Annotated in this window: 17 protein-coding genes; 5 read left to right on the top strand and 12 right to left on the bottom strand. The window is 69.8% G+C overall.

Going from position 1 to position 16,054, the window contains the following annotated elements:
- Positions 1-18: 18 nt before the first annotated feature.
- Both AC4D2C_RS04180 and AC4D2C_RS04175 read left to right on the top strand, forming a co-directional pair.
- Positions 19-633, top strand: a complete 615-nt coding sequence (locus tag AC4D2C_RS04180) for a ClpP family protease (RefSeq protein ID WP_490912834.1) — start codon at positions 19-21, stop codon at positions 631-633.
- Complete coding sequence (locus AC4D2C_RS04175) at positions 630-1,241, top strand: ClpP family protease (RefSeq protein ID WP_490912832.1); 612 nt, start codon at positions 630-632, stop codon at positions 1,239-1,241. Before AC4D2C_RS04180 ends, AC4D2C_RS04175 begins: the two co-directional genes overlap by 4 nt.
- 26 nt (positions 1,242-1,267) lie before the next feature.
- Here AC4D2C_RS04175 and AC4D2C_RS04170 read toward each other — a convergent pair whose 3' ends face one another.
- From AC4D2C_RS04170 to AC4D2C_RS04150, 5 genes are all read right to left on the bottom strand, one after another.
- A complete protein-coding gene (locus AC4D2C_RS04170) occupies positions 1,268-1,639 on the bottom strand; it encodes a helix-turn-helix domain-containing protein (RefSeq protein WP_490912830.1) in 372 nt (123 codons plus the stop codon).
- Positions 1,640-1,707: 68 nt separating this feature from the next.
- Positions 1,708-2,469, bottom strand: coding sequence for an ABC transporter permease (locus AC4D2C_RS04165; protein WP_490912828.1), 762 nt, complete (start codon positions 2,467-2,469; stop codon positions 1,708-1,710).
- Entirely contained in the window at positions 2,466-3,263 is a 798-nt protein-coding gene (locus AC4D2C_RS04160) for an ABC transporter ATP-binding protein (RefSeq protein WP_490912826.1), read from the bottom strand. Before AC4D2C_RS04160 ends, AC4D2C_RS04165 begins: the two co-directional genes overlap by 4 nt.
- Entirely contained in the window at positions 3,260-3,619 is a 360-nt protein-coding gene (locus AC4D2C_RS04155) for a DUF1048 domain-containing protein (RefSeq protein WP_490913039.1), read from the bottom strand. The genes AC4D2C_RS04160 and AC4D2C_RS04155 overlap by 4 nt, the downstream gene beginning before the upstream one ends.
- A 2-nt stretch (positions 3,620-3,621) precedes the next feature.
- Complete coding sequence (locus tag AC4D2C_RS04150) at positions 3,622-3,951, bottom strand: PadR family transcriptional regulator (RefSeq protein WP_490908442.1); 330 nt, start codon at positions 3,949-3,951, stop codon at positions 3,622-3,624.
- 208 nt (positions 3,952-4,159) lie between these two features.
- On the opposite strand from AC4D2C_RS04150, the gene AC4D2C_RS04145 reads away from it, so the two are divergent.
- Positions 4,160-4,612, top strand: coding sequence for a hypothetical protein (locus AC4D2C_RS04145; RefSeq protein WP_490912824.1), 453 nt, complete (start codon positions 4,160-4,162; stop codon positions 4,610-4,612).
- Here the strand turns inward: AC4D2C_RS04145 and AC4D2C_RS04140 are convergent.
- The 7 genes from AC4D2C_RS04140 to AC4D2C_RS04110 form a co-directional block, all read right to left on the bottom strand.
- Entirely contained in the window at positions 4,572-4,898 is a 327-nt protein-coding gene (locus AC4D2C_RS04140; RefSeq protein WP_490912822.1) for an L-rhamnose mutarotase, read from the bottom strand. The two genes, AC4D2C_RS04145 and AC4D2C_RS04140, sit on opposite strands and share 41 nt — an antisense overlap.
- A 25-nt stretch (positions 4,899-4,923) precedes the next feature.
- The gene (locus AC4D2C_RS04135) at positions 4,924-6,390 is read right to left on the bottom strand and encodes an arabinose isomerase (protein WP_490912820.1); all 1,467 of its coding nucleotides are present in this window, start codon (positions 6,388-6,390) and stop codon (positions 4,924-4,926) included.
- Positions 6,391-6,500: 110 nt separating this feature from the next.
- Positions 6,501-7,568, bottom strand: a complete 1,068-nt coding sequence (gene rhaS / locus AC4D2C_RS04130) for a rhamnose ABC transporter substrate-binding protein (RefSeq protein WP_490912818.1) — start codon at positions 7,566-7,568, stop codon at positions 6,501-6,503.
- Positions 7,569-7,628: 60 nt separating this feature from the next.
- Positions 7,629-8,717 (bottom strand): ABC transporter permease, encoded by a 1,089-nt coding sequence (locus tag AC4D2C_RS04125; protein ID WP_490912816.1) that lies wholly within the window; start codon positions 8,715-8,717, stop codon positions 7,629-7,631.
- Positions 8,718-8,817: 100 nt separating this feature from the next.
- Entirely contained in the window at positions 8,818-9,864 is a 1,047-nt protein-coding gene (locus tag AC4D2C_RS04120; protein ID WP_490912814.1) for an ABC transporter permease, read from the bottom strand.
- Positions 9,861-11,381, bottom strand: a complete 1,521-nt coding sequence (locus AC4D2C_RS04115) for a sugar ABC transporter ATP-binding protein (RefSeq protein ID WP_490913038.1) — start codon at positions 11,379-11,381, stop codon at positions 9,861-9,863. Before AC4D2C_RS04115 ends, AC4D2C_RS04120 begins: the two co-directional genes overlap by 4 nt.
- 160 nt (positions 11,382-11,541) lie before the next feature.
- A complete protein-coding gene (locus AC4D2C_RS04110) occupies positions 11,542-12,573 on the bottom strand; it encodes a LacI family DNA-binding transcriptional regulator (RefSeq protein WP_490912812.1) in 1,032 nt (343 codons plus the stop codon).
- A 232-nt stretch (positions 12,574-12,805) separates the two neighbouring features.
- Between AC4D2C_RS04110 and rhaI the strand changes: the two genes are divergently transcribed.
- Together rhaI and AC4D2C_RS04100 are read left to right on the top strand one after the other, a co-directional pair.
- Positions 12,806-13,972: an L-rhamnose isomerase gene (gene rhaI, locus AC4D2C_RS04105; RefSeq protein ID WP_490912811.1), complete on the top strand. Its 1,167-nt coding sequence runs from the start codon at positions 12,806-12,808 to the stop codon at positions 13,970-13,972.
- Positions 13,973-13,974: 2 nt separating this feature from the next.
- The gene (locus AC4D2C_RS04100; protein WP_490912810.1) at positions 13,975-16,053 is read left to right on the top strand and encodes a bifunctional aldolase/short-chain dehydrogenase; all 2,079 of its coding nucleotides are present in this window, start codon (positions 13,975-13,977) and stop codon (positions 16,051-16,053) included.
- The last annotated feature ends 1 nt before the right edge of the window (position 16,054 follow it).

Raw genomic sequence — 16,054 nt, 5'->3', positions numbered from 1 at the left:
CGGGACGAGGGTGGGGTCATGACCGACGAACGCAGACCCACATCCCTCGACGACACCCTGACCCAGCAGCTCATGAGCCACCGGATCCTGCTGCTCGGCTCCGAACTGGACCAGGAGGGCGGCAACCGGCTGTGCACGCAGCTGATGCTGCTCTCCGCCGAGGACCCGCAGCGGGACATCAGCCTGTGGATCAACTCCCCCGGCGGGTCCGTGCCCGCGATGCTCGCGATCCGCGACATCATGCGCCTCATCCCGAACGACGTCTCCACCGTGGTCCTGGGCCTGGCCCTCAGTGCCGGGCAGTTCCTCCTCAGCGCCGGCACGCACGGCAAGCGGTTCGCCCTGCCGCACGCCCGCGTGCTGCTGCATCAGGGCTCCGGCGGTATCGGCGGCACCGCGATGGACATCGCCATCCAGGCGGAGGACCTGCGGCACACGCGGGACACCGTGCTCGGGCTCATCGCCGCGGACACCGGTCAGCCGATCGGGCGCGTCACCGCCGACTCGCTGCGCGACCGCTGGTTCACGGCGGCCGAGGCGCGGGAGTACGGGTTCGTGGACCGGATCATCGACCACCTGGACGACATCCGGCCGGGCCGGCGCCCCGCGGTCAGCCTGGGCGGCGTGCGATGAGCAGCTACACCATCCCCTACGTCACGGTGCGCCACGGCAACGGATCGCAGCAGACCCTCGACATCTACAGCAGCCTGCTGACCGAGCGCATCATCTACCTCGGCACACCCCTGGACGACGGCGTGGCCAACGCGCTGATCGCGCAACTGCTCCATCTGGAGTCCGCGAGCGCGTCGCTGCCGATCGACCTGTACATCAACTCGCCCGGCGGGTCCATCAGTGCCATGCTCGCCGTGTACGACGCGATGCAGTACGTCACGCCCCCGGTCCGCACCACCTGCATCGGCCAGGCGACCTTCACCGCGGCGGTGCTCCTCGCCGGGGGTGAGCGCGGCGCGCGCTCCATCCTGCCGCGGGGACGCGTGGTGCTGCACCAGCCGACGATCGACACGGGCAGGGGCACCATCCCCGACCTCATCCTCGAGGCCGACGAGGTGGAACGGATCACGGCGCTCCTCGACGAACTCCTCGCCCGGCACACCGGGAAGACGGTGGAGGACATCCGGCGGGACACGGACCGGAACCTCGTCCTCGACGCCCGGCAGGCCGTCGGCTACGGGGTGGTCGACACCGTGGTGGAGTACCGCAAGACGGACCCGCCCGGGTAGGGACGAGCAGTTCCATCCAGGCCGGCTCAGGCGGCGAGGTGGACCTGCGACCCTCCGCCCCGGGCCATCCGGGTGGTCGCGTGGGAACTCAGGGTCCGCACCGTCACGCCGAGCGAGCGGGCGATGGCCGCGAGGATCTCCGACGAGGCGTCCTTGCGGCCCCGTTCGATCTCGGAGAGGTACTGCGGCGAGATGGCCGCCCGGCCGGCGACGTCCGTGAGCCGCTCGCCGCGGTCGAGCCGGAGGTCGCGCAGCACGTCGCCGTAGGCCTCGCGCAGCAGGGGCTCGCGCCCCGGGCGGGTGTCCTCCGGGGCCTCGCCCGGGCGGTCCGTCCGCGGCGGGGCCTGCCGGCGTCGTCCGGGGGTTGCAGGTGACGGAAAATACAGGATCTCGCCCATGCAGCCTGACTGTAGCCGCGCGCAGGGCCGCGTGGGGGCCGCTCTGCTCAAAGCAGAGCGGCCGGGTACTAGCTCGTCCTCCGCCGGTACGTCGCGATGGCGACGGCGTAGGCGGCGGCGAGGAGCGCGGCGCACCACGCGAGCGCCGTCCAGAGGTCGCCGTCGAGCGGCCGGCCCGCGAACAGGTCCCTGATCGAGTTCACGATCGACGTGACCGGCTGGTTCTCGGCGAACCAGCGGACGGGGCCGGGCATGGTCTCCGTCGGGGCGAAGGCCGAGCTGACGAACGGGAGGAAGATCAGCGGGTAGGAGAACGCGCTCGCGCCGTCCACGGTCTTCGCGGACAGGCCCGCGATCACCGCCATCCAGGTCAGGGCGAGGGCGAAGAGCACCAGCATGCCGAGCACGCCCAGCCAGGCGCCGGGGCCCGCCGTCGTCCGGAAGCCCATGAGGAGGGCGACGCCGACGACGATCGCGAGGGAGACGAGGTTCGCGACGAGCGAGGTCAGCACGTGCGCCCACAGCACGCTGGACCGGGCGATGGGCATGGACTGGAAGCGCTCGAAGATGCCGCTCTGCAGGTCCAGGAACAGCCGGTACGCCGTGTATGCCACGCCGGAGGCGACCGTGATGAGCAGGACGCCCGGCAGCATGTAGTTGACGTAGGAGGACGTGCCCGTGTCGATCGCCCCGCCGAACACGACGACGAACAGGACCATGATGGCGACGGGCATGACCGCCGTCGTGACGATGGTGTCGAAGCTCCGGGTGATGTGGCGCAGCGACCGGCCGGTCAGCGCCGCGGTATCGCGGACCATGTGGGTGCTCATCGGGATCCCCCTCCGGCCTGCTCGTCCCTGCCCGACGGGGTGGTGCCGATGATCGCGAGGAACACGTCCTCGAGGGTCGGCTGCTTCTCTACGTACTCCACCCGGGCGGGCGGGAGGACCTGCCGGAGCTCCGCGAGCGTACCGTTCGCGATGATCCGGCCCTCGTGAAGGATGGCGATGCGATCGGCGAGCTGCTCGGCCTCGTCCAGGTACTGCGTGGTCAGCAGCACGGTGGTGCCCTGCCCTGCCAGTTCCCGGACGGCACGCCACACCTCCAGCCGGGCCTCCGGGTCGAGGCCCGTGGTCGGTTCGTCGAGGAAGACGACCGGCGGGCGGCCGATGAGGCTCATGGCGATGTCCAGGCGGCGGCGCATCCCGCCCGAGTAGGTGGCCGCCTTCCGGTCCCCCGCGTCGGTGAGGGCGAAGCGCCGCAGCAGGTCCTCGGCGATCTGCCGAGGATCCTCCAGGTGCCGTAGCCTCGCGACGAGCACGAGGTTCTCGCGGCCGCTGAGGATCTCGTCGACGGCGGCGAACTGCCCCGTGAGGCTGACGGATTCCCGGACGTCCGGCGCCTGGGCGGCGACGTCGAAGCCGTTGACGGCGGCCGTCCCGGTGTCCGGGGCGAGCAGCGTGGACAGGATCCTCACCAGGGTCTTCTTGCCGGCGCCGTTCGAGCCGAGCAGCGCGAAGATGCTGCCGCGGGCCACCTCGAAGTCGACGCCGCGGAGGACGTGCAGGTCCTTGTAGGACTTGGCGAGGGCCGTCACGCGGATCGCCGGAGCCTCGGCGGTCATCCCCGTTCCTCCGCCTCGGCGCGGTCGATGGCCTTCGCGAGCCGGTCCCGTTCCTTCCGGATCCAGCTCCCGCCGCCGTAGTTCTGCATGAACTCCTCGGCGAACTCCACGGGGTCGGTCCCGACGACGTCGCGCAGCGGGGTGCCTGCGGCGACGCTCTGCTCGAAGAGGTCCGCGAGGTCGGTGACCATCGCGATGAGGCTGTTGCCGTCACTGCTCGGTCCGAGGTGGAGCAGGTAGCGCTCCAGCGCGAGGGCCGCCTCCCGGTAGCCGTCGGGCAACTGCCGCACGCGCTCCCTGTACTCCCGGTACCGCTTCTTGTCGCCGAGATCCCCGACGATCTTCTCGATCCACATGGTCACCGTCCTCCTTCGCGGAGCTGTTCGAGCCGTTCGGAGAGGAAGCTCCAGGTCCTCCAGAACTCGTCGAGGTATTCCTGCCCCCGCGCATTGAGGGAGTAGACCTTGCGCGGAGGCCCCTTCTCGGAGGGGACCTTCTCGACATCGACGAGTCCGCGCTGTTCCGCGCGAATCAGGAGTGCATAGATGGTGCCCTCGGCGATGTCCGTGAAGCCCTGATCCCTCAGCCACGCAGTGATCTCATAGCCGTAGGCCGCCCTGCCGGCCAGGAGGGCGAGGACGATCCCTTCGAGGGTGCCCTTCAGCATCTCCGTCGCCTGCTTGCCCATGGGCCCCTCCCGCTACCTAGTGCTGCTTGATACTGGTACAAAGTAACACTGGGTACCGGTAGCTAGCAAGAGGGAGTAGTAGAGCGATGATCAGCGGCTGCTGCCGGGCGGACGCATGACAGCCGTCCGGGCCGGGGCCTCGGCCGTCCGGCCTGCTCCGCGGCTCCGACCCTGGCCTCGGGGCCGCCGGACTCGCTACGATCCGACCATGACCCGAACTCACCTCCCGCCGGCAACCCACCAGCGGCCGGCAACCCTGGCGGCCGCTCTCCTCGCCGTCGTCGCAGCATTCCAGGCCGCCCTCGCCCTCGGCGCACCGTGGGGAGAAGCGGCGTACGGAGGCGCTCACCGGGGTGCGCTGCCGGCGAAGTACCGCGCATCGAGCGCCGTGGCCTCCCTGGCCTACGGCGCGCTCACCCTCATCACGCTGGGCAGGGGTCCGGGCTCGACGGCGAGGCGCCGGATCCTCTCGGGAGCCTCTGCCCTCATGATGCTCGGCACCGCCATGAACCTCGCGTCACGGTCCCGCCTGGAACGGGCGCTGTGGACGCCCGTGGCGGGGACGCTCGCCGTCACCCTGCTGCGGACGGCACGCAGCACCCCGACGGAGGATGCCCGCCCTACAGCTGGTCCTCGAGGTGGAAGACCTCGTCGAGCCTGAGCATGCCCTCATCGGGACGGCCCTCGAGGGCCACGAAGAACGGCGCCATCTCCGCCTGCCACCGCGCATTGACCTCCGTGTCTGCCATCGCGGCCTGGGCCGCGGCGAAATCCTCGCACTCCACGTATCCGATCAGCAGGCCGTCCGGGCGCAGGAACAGCGAGTAGTTGGTCCACCCGGTGTCCTTGAGCGCCCGCGCCATCTCGGGCCAGATGGCCGCATGTCGTTCGCGGTACTCGGGGATGCGCTCGGGCCGGACCTGCAGCTGGAAGCACACGCGTTCCATGGTTCTCCTCTCCATCTCCGGGGCCTCAGAGCGCCACGTGGCGGTGCTCGACGCCGAGGAGGGACGCCGCGGCCCTGACATCTGCTGCGCGGTGGCCGGCGCAGAGGGCCCAGTGGTGACCGATGCCCGTCTGGCTCCACTCGTCCACCCACAACCCGGGGTCGCCCCCGAAGTCCACGCGCGACGTCGTGTTGCCGATGGCGAGCAGCGGGCCGGGCACCACGGTGCCCTCCGAGGTGACGAAGACGTAGGAGCCGTCCGGGTCCTGGCCGATGCCGAAGGTGGTGACGGGACCGTGGCGGACGTCGAACTCCACCGAGACGCCCCAGCCGCGCTTGCCGTGGTAGACCCCGAGTCCCCGCAGCAGCGGGTCGGCGGCGCTCACGGCGAGGTGGGCCGGACCGTCGTGGCCCATCTCCACCACGTTGTCGAGGAAGTTGAGGGCCTGGATCTCGGTGAAGGAGCCGCCGGCCCCCATCGCCTGCGCGGCGACCATCGCGATCGAGGTCCGCAGCTCGTACTCGCCCGCCATCGGGACACCGCGGGCCGTGAGGATCGAGGCGCCGAGGATCATGCCCGCACCGAGGCGTTCGTGCTGTTCCCCCGCGAGCCCGCGGTGGTAGTAGGCGAGGGAGTCGAGGTCGAACTCGGTGACGAGCCGGTCGAGCCCCACGGAGACCTTCGCGCCCCACGCGAAGTCGTCGTCGTCCACGGAGCGGTCCACGGTGAACAGGGTCCGGGCGAGCGCCATGCGTTCGCGGACCTGCTCGTCCGTCACCTCGCCGACGAACTCGCGCAGGTCGTCGAACTCGACCACCTCCACGTGTGAGCCGAACGTCGTCGACACAGTGGTGAGGTCGGTCGAGACGTCGAGCATGCCCGGGTAGACGTGCCCCATGAGGCCGTGGCGGGCGTGCCGCAGCCTGCCGCGGACACCGGCGGCGTGGACCCACTGGTTGATGCGCTCCCACGCGGACTCCTGCGTGAGGTACCCGGAGACCGAGCGGAACGGGATGCCCGCCCGCTTGAACACATTGGCGACCTCGGGCACGGGGCACTGCCCGCAGTACGCGAGCCACTTGCCGGTGTCGAAGTTCGCGTGGTCCATGGCCTCGGTGGGCTGCAGGTCGATCACGAGGACCGGCGTCTGCGAGCGCTGAGCGATCGGCAGGACCATCGAGGAGGTCAGGTAGGTGGTGAGGAAGATGACGATCAGGTCGCAGTCCGCCCGCCGGAGCTCCTCGGCGGCCCGTGCCGCCTCGCGGGCGTCCGACACGAACCCGACGTCGGTCACGTCGGCGTCGAGCGCGTCGAAGCGGGAGGTGACGTACCGCGCCGATTCCTGCAGCTGCGGCAGGAGGTCGGGGAACTGCGGCCAGTACGCACCGAGGCCGCCCGAGACGAGTCCGAGGCGCGTGGGACGCCGGCGGACCGGTTCGAGCAGGCCGGGTAGGGCGAGCGGCGCGGACGAGACCGGGGAGTCGGTGGTCATGGTTGCTCCTGGGGCGGTCGGGACGAGGAATGAAGGAGGAGTGGAGGAGGAACAGGACGGGGATCACACGCGAGGGCGGGGCGCCCGCCAGGAGCGCCCCGCCCGGGTGACTAGAAGTCGTAGTCGCCGATGTTCTCCGCGCTGAACACGGTGGGCGGACCGACCAGCACGATCCCGCCCTCCGTCACCTCGCGCTCGCCGAGCTCGCCGGCTTCGAAGGTGTCGCCGACCTCGCCGGTGATCGAGCCGTCGGCCAGTGCCTTGCCGGCGAAGGCCGCCACGTAGCCGAGCTGTGCCGGGTCCCAGAGGGCGAACTCGGTGACGGTGCCGTCCTCCACGAACGGCCGCATCTCGTTGGGCAGCCCGAGCCCCGTCAGTGCCACCTTGCCCTTGTACTCCGACGTGGAGAGGTACCGCGCCGTCGCGGCGATGCCCACCGTGGTGGGCGAGATGATGCCCTTCAGGTTCGGGTAGGCCTGCAGCAGGCCCTGGGCCTCCTGGAAGGACTTGGTGTCGTCGTCGTCGCCGTAGACCTTCGCGACGAGCTCGATGTTCGCGTACTCGGGGTTGGAGGCGAGCTCCTCCTCCATGAACTTGATCCACTCGTTCTGGTTGGTGGCGTTGGCGGTGGCCGAGAGGATCGCGACCTCGCCCTCCCCTCCGATCTGCTTCGAGATGAGCTCGAGCTGGATCAGGGCCACGTCCTTGGCGTTGACCTGGCTGACGAAGAGATCGCGGTAGTCGGGGTTGGTGTCGGAGTCGAACGCGACGATCTTGGAGCCCGCGGTGCGGGCCTCCTCGAGGGCGGGGCCGACGGCATCGGGGTCGTTGGCGGCGATCACGATCACGTTGGTGCCGCGCTGCGTCTCCGCGTTGATGAAGGACACCTGGCTGGACGCACTGGCGTCGAGCGGGCCGACCACCTCGGACGAGGCGAAGCCGGCCTCCGTTGCACCGTCCTCGCCACCGCCCAGCACCACGTCGGTGTAGGGGTTGTTGAGCTGCTTGGGGATGAACGTGATCGTCTGCTCGCCGTCCGACCCGCTGCCGCCTTCAGCGCCGCCGCCGCCGTCGGTGGCCGCACCGCCACCGCATGCACTGAGGACCAGCGCGGCGCTCGTCGCGAGAGCCGCGAACGCCGCCCGGCGCCGGGTGGATCCGGAATGAATAAACCTCATTGTTTTTCCTTTCGAAGGGCGCTGGAGACCAGACGCCGGGTTCGACCTCAGGGGGACGGCCTAAGGAAGTGGTGCTGCGCGGACCTGCCTCGCATGGCGGGCCCGCTGGACGGCGGCACCGATGGTCGGTGCCACCACGGAGAGGATGAGCAGGGAACCCGTCACGATGATGAGGACCACCTCGGAGACGCGGTCCAGCTTCAGGGCGTAGTTGATGGTGCCGATCAGCAGCACGCCCGCGAGGACGCCGGGGATCGATCCCTTGCCGCCGAAGATCGAGACGCCGCCCAGCAGCACGGCGGCGATGACCGCGAGTTCGAGTCCGCTCGCGTTGTCGCTCCGGGCGCTCGAATACCGGAGCGTCCAGTAGATGCCGGCGAGCGCCGACACGATCCCGGTGGCCAGGTAGAGCAGGAACTTCGAGCGGGCGACGTCGATCCCCACGAAGGTGGCGGCCTCCTTGCTGTAGCCGAGGGCGAAGAGCCCGCGCCCGAACGGCGTGAAGTGCAGCACGACGGCGAACGCGATGATGAGCGCCACCACGCCCACCATCACGGTGGGGATGCCCGTGCCGCCGATCTTCGAGGTGACGAAGGACGTGAGCCCCGGCGGGAAGTTCGCCACCGCGTTGTCTCCAATCACCACGAGGGCGAGGCCCCGGAACAGGGCGAGCGTGCCGATGGTGACGGCGAGTGACGGCAACCCGAGGTAGGCGATGAGCACCCCGTTGAATGCGCCGGCCACGAGGCCCGCGAGGACGCAGATCACGAGGACCAGCGCGATCGGCATGCCACCCTGCCAGAGCACACCCATGAGTGCGCTGGTGAGCCCTGCGATGCTGGCCACCGAGAGATCGATCTCCCCCGAGATGATCACGAGCGTCATCGGCAGGGCGATGAGCAGCGTGGGGATCACGTCCAGGAGCAGGAAACCGACCGTGACCGGCGAGGCGAAGCGCGGGATCACGATGCTCGCGTAGAGCACGACGACGACGAGCACGTAGATCATGATCGCGTCGCGTCCGAGCAGGATCCGCGCGGCACCGGTGCGGCCCTTGGGGACGGCGAGCACCTTGGTGGTGTCGGCCCGCCCTGCAGCCGGCCGGCGTGCCGTCTTCTCCTCGGAGGTCCTGGTTCCTGGGGCGGCCATGCGCGTGCCTTTCTTTGGAGAGCCGGTCTCCGGCCGATCCCGTGCGGGCTGGACGGAGGCGTCGGAGCCGGCCGCCGGTCCTGGCTGGGCGTCGAGTCGGTCAGACATTGCGCGCCTCCGCGATCCGGAGCTTGCGGGCGGACCGCACGCTGGCGAGGCGGTCGATGACGACGGCGGCGAGGATCAGGATGCCCACGATGGCCTGCTGCCAGAACTTGTCCACGCGCAGCGCCGTCAGTGCGCTGGTGATTGTGGTCAGCAGGAGTGCCCCGATCGCGGCCCCGACCACGGTGCCGCTGCCACCGAAGATCGCGACACCACCCACCACCGCCGCGGCGACGACGTCGAGCTCGAGGCCGGAGCCCGTGGTCGCCCCCACCGAGTTGAAGCGGCTGGCGTACAGCACGCCGGCGAGGCCGGCGAGCAGGCCGTTCACCACGAAGGCGAGCAGTACCCGGCGCGTGACCGGGATGCCGAAGAGGCGCGCCGCATCGGGGTCGGAGCCGATGGCGTAGAGATCGCGGCCCGGCCGCGTGCCCAGCATGTACACCGCGACGATCCCGACGACGACCACGGCGATCAGCGTGATCACGGGGAACCCGAGGACGGTGTCCACGGAGAGGTTGCCGAACGCCTCGGGGCGGTCACCGGCGAAGTACTGGGTGCCGCCCGCCCAGGCGTTGTTGATGCCGCGGAAGATGTAGAGCGTGCCGAGCGTGATGACGAGGGCCGGGACCTTCGCGATGGTGATCAGCAGGCCGTTCAGGGCCCCGAGGACCGCACCGAAGAGCATTCCGAGGAGGAACACCGCGATGATCGGCAGGTTCGGGGCGGCCACGAAGATGCTGCCGGTGCCGAAGGCCACGAGGCCGAGGATGGAACCGACGGACAGATCGATGTTCCGGGTGATGATCACGAGCGTCTGGCCGACGGCGAGGATCATCAGGATGGTCGCGTTCAGCAGCAGGTCCTTGATGCCCTGCTCGCTGAGGAACAGCGGGTTGAGCGCCGCGGTCACGGCGACGAGCACGACGAGGGCGAGGATCACCGGGAGTTCGCGGAGCCTGAGGAAGGAGGCGAGCGCCGAGGGACGGGAGTGCCCGGGGGTGGGGTGCGCGGGGGCCGCGCTCTTGCTGTCGAGGCTCATCGCGAGGACTCCAGGGATGCGGTGGCGGCGTGCATGACGGTCTCTGCCGTGGCCTCGGCGCGGTCGAGGCGGCCGGTGATCCGGCCCTCCCGCATGACCAGCACGCGATCCGCCATGCCGAGCACCTCTGGGAGCTCGGAGGAGATCATGAGGATCGCGATCCCGCGACCGGCGAGTTCGGAGATGAGGCGGTGCACCTCGGCCTTGGTCCCGACGTCGATGCCGCGGGTGGGCTCGTCGACGATGAGCAGCTTCGGGTCCGTGGCGAGCCACTTCGCGAGGACCACCTTCTGCTGGTTGCCGCCGGACAGGGTGGAGACGGCGTGTTCGGGCGAGCCTGCCTTGACCTGCAGGCGCTTCCCCCAGGTCTCGGCGGCCTCGCGCTCGGCGCGGCCGCTGATGATGCCGAACCGGGCGAGCGAGTGCCGGAGCGTGAGGGTAGCGTTGCGCTCCACCGAGAGGTCCATGACGAGCCCCTGCTTGCGCCGGTCCTCGGGCACGAAGCCGATACCTGCGTCGATCGCGGCGCGGGGGTCCTTGCGGCGCAGCGGCTGCCCGGCCATCGTGACGGTGCCGGATTCGTAGCGGTCGATGCCGAAGACCGCGCGGGCCACCTCGGTACGCCCGGCGCCGACCAGCCCCGAGAGGGCCACGATCTCGCCGGCCCTCACCTCGAAATCGATGTCGTGGAACACGCCCGGGCGGGTCAGCCCACTGACCCGCAGGACGACGTCGCCCGCTTCCGTCTCGGTCTTGGGGAACAGGGCGTCGATGTCACGGCCCACCATCTCGCGGACGATCGCCTCGACGGACGTCGCACCAGTCTCATGCGTGGCGATGTAGGTGCCGTCGCGCATGACCGTGATGCGGTCGCAGAGGCCGAAGACCTCGTCGAAGCGGTGCGAGATGAAGAGGATGCCGCTGCCCGCGTCCCGCAGGCGGCGCGCGACGGCGAAGAGGCGGTCCACCTCGACACCGCTGAGCGCCGCCGTGGGTTCGTCCATGACCAGCACGCGGGCGTCGAGGGAGATGGCCTTGGCGATCTCGATGATCTGCTGATCGGCGATGGAGAGCCCTTCCGCCACGCGGTCCGGATCGATCGGGACGCCGAGCTGATCGAACAGCTCCCGGGCGCGTCGACGCATCTCGATGCGGCTGATCAGGCCGAAGCGGCCCTTCGGCTGGCGTCCGATGAAGATGTTCTCGGCCACCGTGAGGTCGGGGAACAGCGTGGGTTCCTGGTAGATGACCGAGATACCCGCGGCCTTGCTGTCGGCGACGTTGCGGAAGCTGACGGTCTGGCCCGCGACGAGGAACTCGCCCGCATCGGGTTGGTGCACCCCGGCGAGGATCTTCACGAGCGTGGACTTGCCCGCACCGTTCTCACCCACCAGCGCGTGGATCTCGCCGGCTGAGAGGTCGATGGTGCCGTCCGCGAGGGCGACGACCGGACCGAACGTCTTCAGCGCTCCCCGGAGGCTCAGCACCGAGGTCCGCTCCGGGTCGGTCTGGTCCATGGCCTCGCTGCCACGACCGGCAAAGTGCGTCAATGCGACTCCTCAGGGCAAATGAATCGTTTCAGAGCAACGGTTCACATCGAATAGTAGGCGTGAGCCACATCACCGTCAACAGCCCGAGACGGACCTGTTACCTCGGGCGCAGGAGCACCGGAAGCGGTCAGCCGACCGCGTGGACCGGCGCCTGGGTGCTGCCGCGCTCGACGAGTTCCGGGTCGAAGATGACCTGCCGTCGTCGTGATGCGGGCCTTTCGATCTCCTCGAGGAGGAGCTCGATGGCGGTGCGCCCCATGAGTGCGGTCGGCTTCCGGACACTCGACAGAGGCACCACCGCGGAGGTCGAGAAGTCGATGTCGTCGTAGCCGATGAGGGCGATGTCCTCCGGGATCCGCAGGCCGCGGATCAGCAGCACGGCCTGCATCACGCCGATCGCGAGGAGATCGTTGGCGCAGAAGATCCCGTCGGGCAGTTCCGCCCTGCTGCGCTGCGCGATCTCGCCGCCGACCTCGCGGCCCGCCAGGACCGTCATCGCTTCGGCCTCGACGACCTCGAGGACGGCGCCGTCGCATTCCTCGACCGCCTGGCGTGCTCCCGCCAGCCGGTCCGCCACCTGGCGGTAATCGGCCCGGGTCCCTACGAAGACGATGCGCCGCCGCCCTGCGTCGAGGAGGTGGCGCACCGCCATGTACCCTCCGGCGACGTCGTCCACGGACACCGAGCTGCAGCGTCGCTGTGCATCCGTCCGATCCACCAGCACCACCGGCATGCCGCGCGTGCGCAGGGCCTCGACGCGCGGCCCGACGTCGCCGACGGGCGAGATGAGCATGCCCTGGACGCGCTGCTGCTCGAAGACGTCGATGTAGCGGGCCTCACGGTCGGCATCCTGGCCACTGTCGCCGAGGACCACGGTGCTGCCGTTCTCGGCCGCGCAGTCCTCCGCGGCGCGGGCCAGCGAGGAGAAGAACGGATTGCCGACATCGAGCACGATCAGCCCGATGGTGCGGCTCTGGCCCGCGCGCAGTTGCCGTGCGGCGTCGTTGCGGACGAACCCCAGGTCGTCGATCGCTTCCTGCACGCGCTCCCGCGTGGCGGCGGAGACGCGCGCGGGATGGTTCAGAACGTTGGACACGGTGCCGACCGCCACTCCTGCGCGGTCCGCGACGTCCTTGATGCTGACGGTTCGGCTCTCCATGGCTACCTCGAAGCTCGCGTCCGGCCCCGGCGCGGGCGGCCGGCAGGACTGTTGACACTCGGTCTCAGGCAAGGATAACTTTGAAACGTGCCAATGAAACGATTCAAAGGCGCATCGATTCCTGATACCCCTTCCCGGCCCGTTCCGGGCAGGCGACAACACCCGAACTCCCGCCGCCGGCGGTGCCCCGAGCACCCGGCGGCCGCTCACCCTTCAACGCTGGAGAGAGTACATGACTGTCATCGACGACATCGCTGCGGAGCTGGACCAGCTCGCCATCGAGGTTCCCTCCTGGGCCTACGGCAATTCCGGAACACGCTTCAAGGTGTTCGCGACACCCGGCACCCCCCGCTCCGTCGAGGAGAAGATCGCCGACGCGGGCATGGTCAATCGGCTGACCGGCCTCGCCCCGAGCGTGGCACTCCACATCCCCTGGGACAAGGTGGACGACTACGGGGTCCTCGCCTCCCACGCCGCGGACCACGGCGTGCGGCTGGGCACCATCAACAGCAACACCTTCCAGGACGACGACTACAAGTTCGGCAGCCTGACCCACAGCGACGCCGCCGTGCGGAACAAGGCCATCGACCATATGTACGAGTGCATCGAGGTCATGAACGTCACCGGCTCCCGGGACCTGAAGATCTGGCTTGCCGACGGCTCCAACTACCCCGGCCAGGCCGACATGCGCTCCCGGCAGGACTGGCTCCAGGAGTCCCTGCGCAAGGTCTACGACCGGCTCGGCGAGGACCAGCGACTCGTGCTCGAGTACAAGTTCTTCGAGCCGGCGTTCTATCACACGGACGTGCCCGACTGGGGCACCTCCTACGCCCACTGCCTGCAGCTCGGCGAGAAGGCGCTCGTCTGCCTCGACACCGGGCACCATGCACCGGGGACCAACATCGAGTTCATCGTGGCCCAGCTGATCCGTCTCGGGAAACTCGGCTCGTTCGACTTCAACTCGCGCTTCTACGCCGACGACGACCTCATCGTCGGCGCCGCGGACCCCTTCCAGCTCTTCCGCATCATGGCCGAGGTCGTCCGCGGCGGCGGTCTGGACCCGTCGAGCGGGATCGCGCTCATGCTCGACCAGTGCCACAACCTCGAGGAGAAGATCCCCGGCCAGATCCGTTCCGTGCTGAACGTGCAGGAGATGACGGCGCGCGCGCTGCTCGTCGACCGCACCGCGCTGACCGCGGCGCAGGAGTCCGGGGACGTCCTCGGGGCCAACGCCGTCCTGATGGACGCCTTCTACACGGACGTCCGGCCCGCCCTGGCACAGTGGCGCGAGGCGAAGGGCCTGCCCGGAGACCCGATGGCGGCCTACCGGGCGAGCGGCTACCAGGACCGGATCAACACCGAACGACAGGGCGGCCTGCAGGCCGGATGGGGAGCATGACAGTGACGACGACGACAGGGCACACCACCGCTTCCACCGACCGTCCCACGAACCCGACCGTCAGGGACCTCATCGGGCGTTCCAACCGATTGGGCGCCGACAAGCGGAACACGAACTATGCCGGCGGGAACACCTCGGCGAAGGGCAGCGGGCTGGACCCGGTGACCGGTGAGGACGTCGAGCTGCTCTGGGTCAAGGGCTCGGGCGGCGACCTCGGGACGCTGCAGGAATCCGGGCTCGCGGTGCTGCGGCTGGACCGGATGCGGGCCCTCCAGGGCGTCTACCCCGGTGTGGAGCGCGAGGACGAGATGGTCGCGGCCTTCGACTACACGCTGCACGGCAAGGGCGGAGCCGCTCCGTCCATCGACACGGCCATGCACGGCCTCGTCGACGCCGCCCACGTGGATCACCTGCACCCCGACTCGGGTATCGCCGTCGCGACGGCCGCCGACGGCGAGGCGCTGACCGCGACGATCTTCGGGCCGAAGGTCGTATGGGTGCCCTGGCGCCGGCCCGGCTTCCAGCTCGGGCTCGACATCGCGGCCATCAAGGAGGCCCACCCCGAGGCCATCGGAACAATCCTCGGCGGCCACGGCATCACGGCCTGGGGCGACACCTCCGAGGAGGCCGAGGCGAACTCGCTGTGGATCATCGAGACCGCCGAACGCTACATCGCCGAGCACGGGCGGACGGAACCCTTCGGTGCCGCCCTCGAGGGCCACGCCGCGCTGCCCGCGGAGGAACGCCGGGCGAAGGCCGCTGCGCTGGCCCCGACCATCCGGGGCCTCGCCTCCACGGACAGGGCCCAAGTGGGCCACTTCACCGACGACCCCCGCGTGCTGGACTTCCTCGCCTCCGCGAACCACCCGCGCCTCGGCGCACTCGGGACGAGCTGCCCCGACCACTTCCTCCGCACCAAGGTCAAGCCGCTGGTCCTCGACCTCCCGGCCGGCGCCGACGTCGAGAGCTGCCTGCTGCGCCTGCGCGAGCTGCACGCCGAGTACCGGGCGGACTACGCCGCGTACTACCAGCGCCACGCCACCCCGGACTCCCCCGCGATGCGCGGTGCGGACCCCGCGATCGTGCTGGTGCCCGGCGTCGGCATGTTCTCCTTCGGATCCACCAAGCAGACTGCCCGCGTGGCCGGTGAGTTCTACCTCAACGCGATCAACGTCATGCGTGGCGCCGAGGCCATCTCCACCTACTCCCCCATCGAGGAGAGCGAGAAGTTCCGCATCGAGTACTGGGCCCTCGAGGAGGCCAAGCTCGCGCGCATGCCCAAGCCCAAGTCCCACGCGGGGCGCATCGCGCTGGTGACGGGTGCGGCGTCGGGCATCGGCAAGGCGATCGCCACACGCCTGGCCGCCGAGGGCGCCTGCGTGGTCATCGCGGACCTGAACATCGACAGTGCCTCCACCGTCGCGGCGGAACTGGGCGGCCCGGATGTCGCGATCGGCGTCCAGGCGGACGTCACCGACGCGGCCCAGGTGCTCCAGGCCGTGAAGGCCGCCGTCCTGGCCTTCGGGGGTCTCGACCTCGTGGTCAACAACGCCGGGCTGTCCATCTCAAAGCCGCTCCTGGAGACGACGGAGAAGGACTGGGACCTGCAGCACGACGTCATGGCGAAGGGCTCCTTCCTCATGTCGCAGGCCGCCGCGAAGGTGCTGATCGAGCAGGACATGGGCGGTGACATCATCTACATCTCCTCGAAGAACTCGGTCTTCGCCGGGCCCAACAACATCGCCTACAGCGCCACGAAGGCCGATCAGGCCCATCAGGTCCGCCTCCTCGCCGCCGAGCTCGGCGGGCACGGCGTCCGCGTCAACGGCATCAACCCCGACGGCGTGGTCCGCGGCTCCGGCATCTTCGCCGGCGGCTGGGGCGCCAAGCGGGCAGCGGTCTACGGCGTCGAGGAGGAGAAGCTCGGCGAGTACTACGCGCAGCGGACCCTCCTCAAGCGCGAGGTGCTGCCGGAGAACGTCGCCAACGCCGTCGCCGTCCTCACCTCCGACGAACTCTCGCACACCACGGGCCTGCACATCCCCGTGGATGCGGGCGTCGCCGCCGCCTTCCTGCGCTGAC

Source organism: Arthrobacter sp. TJ-240 (genome assembly GCF_058269195.1).
This window is presented reverse-complemented; position numbering and strand designations above follow the sequence as displayed.

Bases quoted from the DNA above. Each gene is read 5' to 3' on its own strand.
- AC4D2C_RS04180 (WP_490912834.1), top strand. From the start codon at position 19: ATGACCGACGAACGCAGACCCACATCCCTCGACGACACCCTGACCCAG.
- AC4D2C_RS04175 (WP_490912832.1), top strand. From the start codon at position 630: ATGAGCAGCTACACCATCCCCTACGTCACGGTGCGCCACGGCAACGGA.
- AC4D2C_RS04170 (WP_490912830.1), bottom strand. From the start codon at position 1,639: ATGGGCGAGATCCTGTATTTTCCGTCACCTGCAACCCCCGGACGACGC.
- AC4D2C_RS04165 (WP_490912828.1), bottom strand. From the start codon at position 2,469: ATGAGCACCCACATGGTCCGCGATACCGCGGCGCTGACCGGCCGGTCG.
- AC4D2C_RS04160 (WP_490912826.1), bottom strand. From the start codon at position 3,263: ATGACCGCCGAGGCTCCGGCGATCCGCGTGACGGCCCTCGCCAAGTCC.
- AC4D2C_RS04155 (WP_490913039.1), bottom strand. From the start codon at position 3,619: ATGTGGATCGAGAAGATCGTCGGGGATCTCGGCGACAAGAAGCGGTAC.
- AC4D2C_RS04150 (WP_490908442.1), bottom strand. From the start codon at position 3,951: ATGGGCAAGCAGGCGACGGAGATGCTGAAGGGCACCCTCGAAGGGATC.
- AC4D2C_RS04145 (WP_490912824.1), top strand. From the start codon at position 4,160: ATGACCCGAACTCACCTCCCGCCGGCAACCCACCAGCGGCCGGCAACC.
- AC4D2C_RS04140 (WP_490912822.1), bottom strand. From the start codon at position 4,898: ATGGAACGCGTGTGCTTCCAGCTGCAGGTCCGGCCCGAGCGCATCCCC.
- AC4D2C_RS04135 (WP_490912820.1), bottom strand. From the start codon at position 6,390: ATGACCACCGACTCCCCGGTCTCGTCCGCGCCGCTCGCCCTACCCGGC.
- rhaS (WP_490912818.1), bottom strand. From the start codon at position 7,568: ATGAGGTTTATTCATTCCGGATCCACCCGGCGCCGGGCGGCGTTCGCG.
- AC4D2C_RS04125 (WP_490912816.1), bottom strand. From the start codon at position 8,717: ATGGCCGCCCCAGGAACCAGGACCTCCGAGGAGAAGACGGCACGCCGG.
- AC4D2C_RS04120 (WP_490912814.1), bottom strand. From the start codon at position 9,864: ATGAGCCTCGACAGCAAGAGCGCGGCCCCCGCGCACCCCACCCCCGGG.
- AC4D2C_RS04115 (WP_490913038.1), bottom strand. From the start codon at position 11,381: ATGGACCAGACCGACCCGGAGCGGACCTCGGTGCTGAGCCTCCGGGGA.
- AC4D2C_RS04110 (WP_490912812.1), bottom strand. From the start codon at position 12,573: ATGGAGAGCCGAACCGTCAGCATCAAGGACGTCGCGGACCGCGCAGGA.
- rhaI (WP_490912811.1), top strand. From the start codon at position 12,806: ATGACTGTCATCGACGACATCGCTGCGGAGCTGGACCAGCTCGCCATC.